This is a genomic window from Rhodococcus sp. ENV425, assembly GCF_002887785.1.
Classification (GTDB): Bacteria; Actinomycetota; Actinomycetes; order Mycobacteriales; family Mycobacteriaceae; genus Rhodococcus; species Rhodococcus aetherivorans.
In genome coordinates this window covers 8,936-11,439 of sequence record NZ_PCZU01000216.1, presented here as the reverse complement: position 1 = coordinate 11,439, position 2,504 = coordinate 8,936, and the positions used below count along the sequence as shown (strand labels likewise).

Here is a 2,504-nt window from a genome sequence, read left to right as displayed (position 1 = left end):
CGCCGACAGCACCGTCGAGCAGGCGGCCCTCGAGCTGCTGCCGACCCTGCGTGGTGCCTTCTGCCTCACCTTCATGGACGAGCACACGCTCTACGCCGCCCGCGATCCGTGGGGAATCCGGCCGTTGTGCCTGGGTCGCCTGGACCGTGGCTGGGTGGTGGCCAGCGAGACCGCCGCGCTCGACATCGTCGGTGCGTCCTTCGTGCGCGACATCGAGCCCGGCGAGCTGCTCGCCATCGACGCCGACGGCGTCCGCTCGACCCGCTTCGCGAACCCCGAGCCCAAGGGCTGCGTGTTCGAGTACGTCTACCTCGCGCGTCCGGACTCGACGATCGCGGGCCGCTCGGTGCACGCGACCCGCGTCGAGATCGGCCGGCGCCTGGCCAAGGAACACCCGGTCGACGCGGACTTGGTCATCCCGGTCCCGGAGTCGGGCACCCCGGCCGCCGTCGGCTACGCCCAGGGCTCCGGCATCCCCTACGGCCAGGGCCTGATGAAGAACGCCTACGTGGGCCGCACCTTCATCCAGCCGAGCCAGACCATCCGGCAGCTCGGCATCCGGCTCAAGCTCAATCCGCTGCGCGAGGTGATCCGCGGCAAGCGGCTCGTCGTCGTCGACGACTCGATCGTGCGTGGCAACACTCAGCGCGCCCTGATCCGCATGCTCCGCGAGGCCGGTGCGCTCGAGATCCACGTGCGGATCGCGTCGCCGCCGGTGAAGTGGCCCTGCTTCTACGGCATCGACTTCGCGTCCCCGGCCGAGCTGATCGCCAACGGCGGCGGCACCCGCGACGCCTCCGAGCTGACCGGGCACGACTTCGACGAGATGGTGGAGATGGTGCGCCGTTCGATCGGTGCGGACTCCCTCGGGTACATCTCGATCGACGGGATGATCGGCGCCACCGAGCAGCCCGCATCGCGCCTGTGCGCCGCGTGCTTCGACGGGCACTACCCGATCGCGCTGCCGAAGGAGCACGCCGTCGGAAAGAACGTGCTCGAAGGCATGCTCGGCGGGGCCGCGGGCACCGCGCCGGTGCTCGACAACGACAACGCGGACGCGTTGAGCCGCCCCTAGACCCACCCGCCGCCGCGATGGCGGCGGCCACGGTTTCGCGTCGTCGCGCGTCGGCGGTCCGACCCGGTCAGGTACCTTGAGGTGCGCGATCGGCGGGCTTCGGCGTGCGTGCGCGCGCCCGGCAGCGATGCCGACACACCTGTTCACCACAACTCGAGGCTGGAGCCGACAACCCATGACCGAGGACACAACCCCCGGAGCTTCCTACGCAGCGGCGGGCGTGGACATCGAGGCCGGCGATCGAGCCGTCGAACTGTTCGCACCGCACGCGAAGAAGGCGACCCGCCCGGAGGTGCTCGGCGGCCTCGGCGGATTCGCGGGTCTGTTCGCGCTCAAGGGTGACTACAAGGAACCGCTGCTCGCGGCGTCCACCGACGGCGTCGGCACCAAGCTCGCCGTCGCGCAGGCCCTCGACAAGCACGACACGGTCGGTCTCGACCTCGTCGCGATGGTCGTCGACGACCTCGTGGTCTGCGGCGCCGAACCGCTCTTCCTGCAGGACTACATCGCGGTCGGTCGCGTGGTGCCCGAGCGGGTGGCCGAGATCGTCGGCGGCATCGCGGCCGGCTGCGTCCAGGCCGGTTGCGCGCTGCTCGGCGGCGAGACCGCCGAGCACCCCGGCGTGATGGCCGACGGGGACTACGACCTGTCCGCCACCGGTGTCGGCGTCGTCGAGGCCGACAGGCTGCTCGGACCCGACCGGGTGCGCCCGGGCGACGTGGTCATCGCCATGGGCTCGTCGGGCCTGCACTCCAACGGATACTCGCTGGCGCGCAAGGTCCTTCTCGACATCGGCAAGATGAGCCTGACGGCACACGTCGACGAGTTCAGCCGCACCCTCGGCGAGGAACTGCTCGAGCCGACCCGGATCTACGCGAAGGACTGCCTCGCGCTGGCCGCCGAGACCGAGGTCCGTACCTTCTGCCACGTCACCGGCGGGGGACTCGCGGGGAACCTGGCCCGCGTGATGCCGAAGGGACTCGTCGCCGAACTCGACCGCACCACGTGGAGCCCGGCTCCGGTGTTCGGGCTCATCGCCCAGCGCGGCCGCGTCGAGCGGGCCGAGATGGAGAAGACCTTCAACATGGGCGTCGGCATGGTCGCGATCGTCGCGCCCGAGGACGTCGACCGGGCCCTCGCGGTGCTCACCGCGCGGCACATCGACTGCTGGACCCTGGGCACCGTGCGCAAGTCGCAGGACCAGGACGACGTGCGGGCCGTGCTGGTGGGCGACCACCCGCGGTTCTGACCCGGCGCCGGCCCGAGTCCGGCATCCGGGAACGCCCCACCCCGGAACCTCTCCACACCCGAAACACGCAGCGCCCGGGCCGTTCAGGACGGCCCGGGCGCTGCGCGTCGTGGTGATGAAGAAGTTTTCGGGATCGCCTCACCGCCCGACCGGGTCCGCAGAGCTGTGCGGGATCCGGGC

At 71.2% G+C, this 2,504-nt stretch carries 2 protein-coding genes; both read left to right on the top strand.

The window, feature by feature from the left end; genetic code table 11:
- A partial coding sequence (gene purF / locus CQZ88_RS18720) for an amidophosphoribosyltransferase (protein WP_258008666.1) occupies positions 1-1,075 on the top strand: 1,075 nt, incomplete at its 5' end.
- A gap of 175 nt (positions 1,076-1,250) precedes the next feature.
- On the top strand, positions 1,251-2,324 hold the full coding sequence (purM, locus tag CQZ88_RS18715; RefSeq protein ID WP_006930215.1) for a phosphoribosylformylglycinamidine cyclo-ligase: 1,074 nt from the start codon (positions 1,251-1,253) through the stop codon (positions 2,322-2,324).
- Positions 2,325-2,504 lie beyond the last annotated feature (180 nt).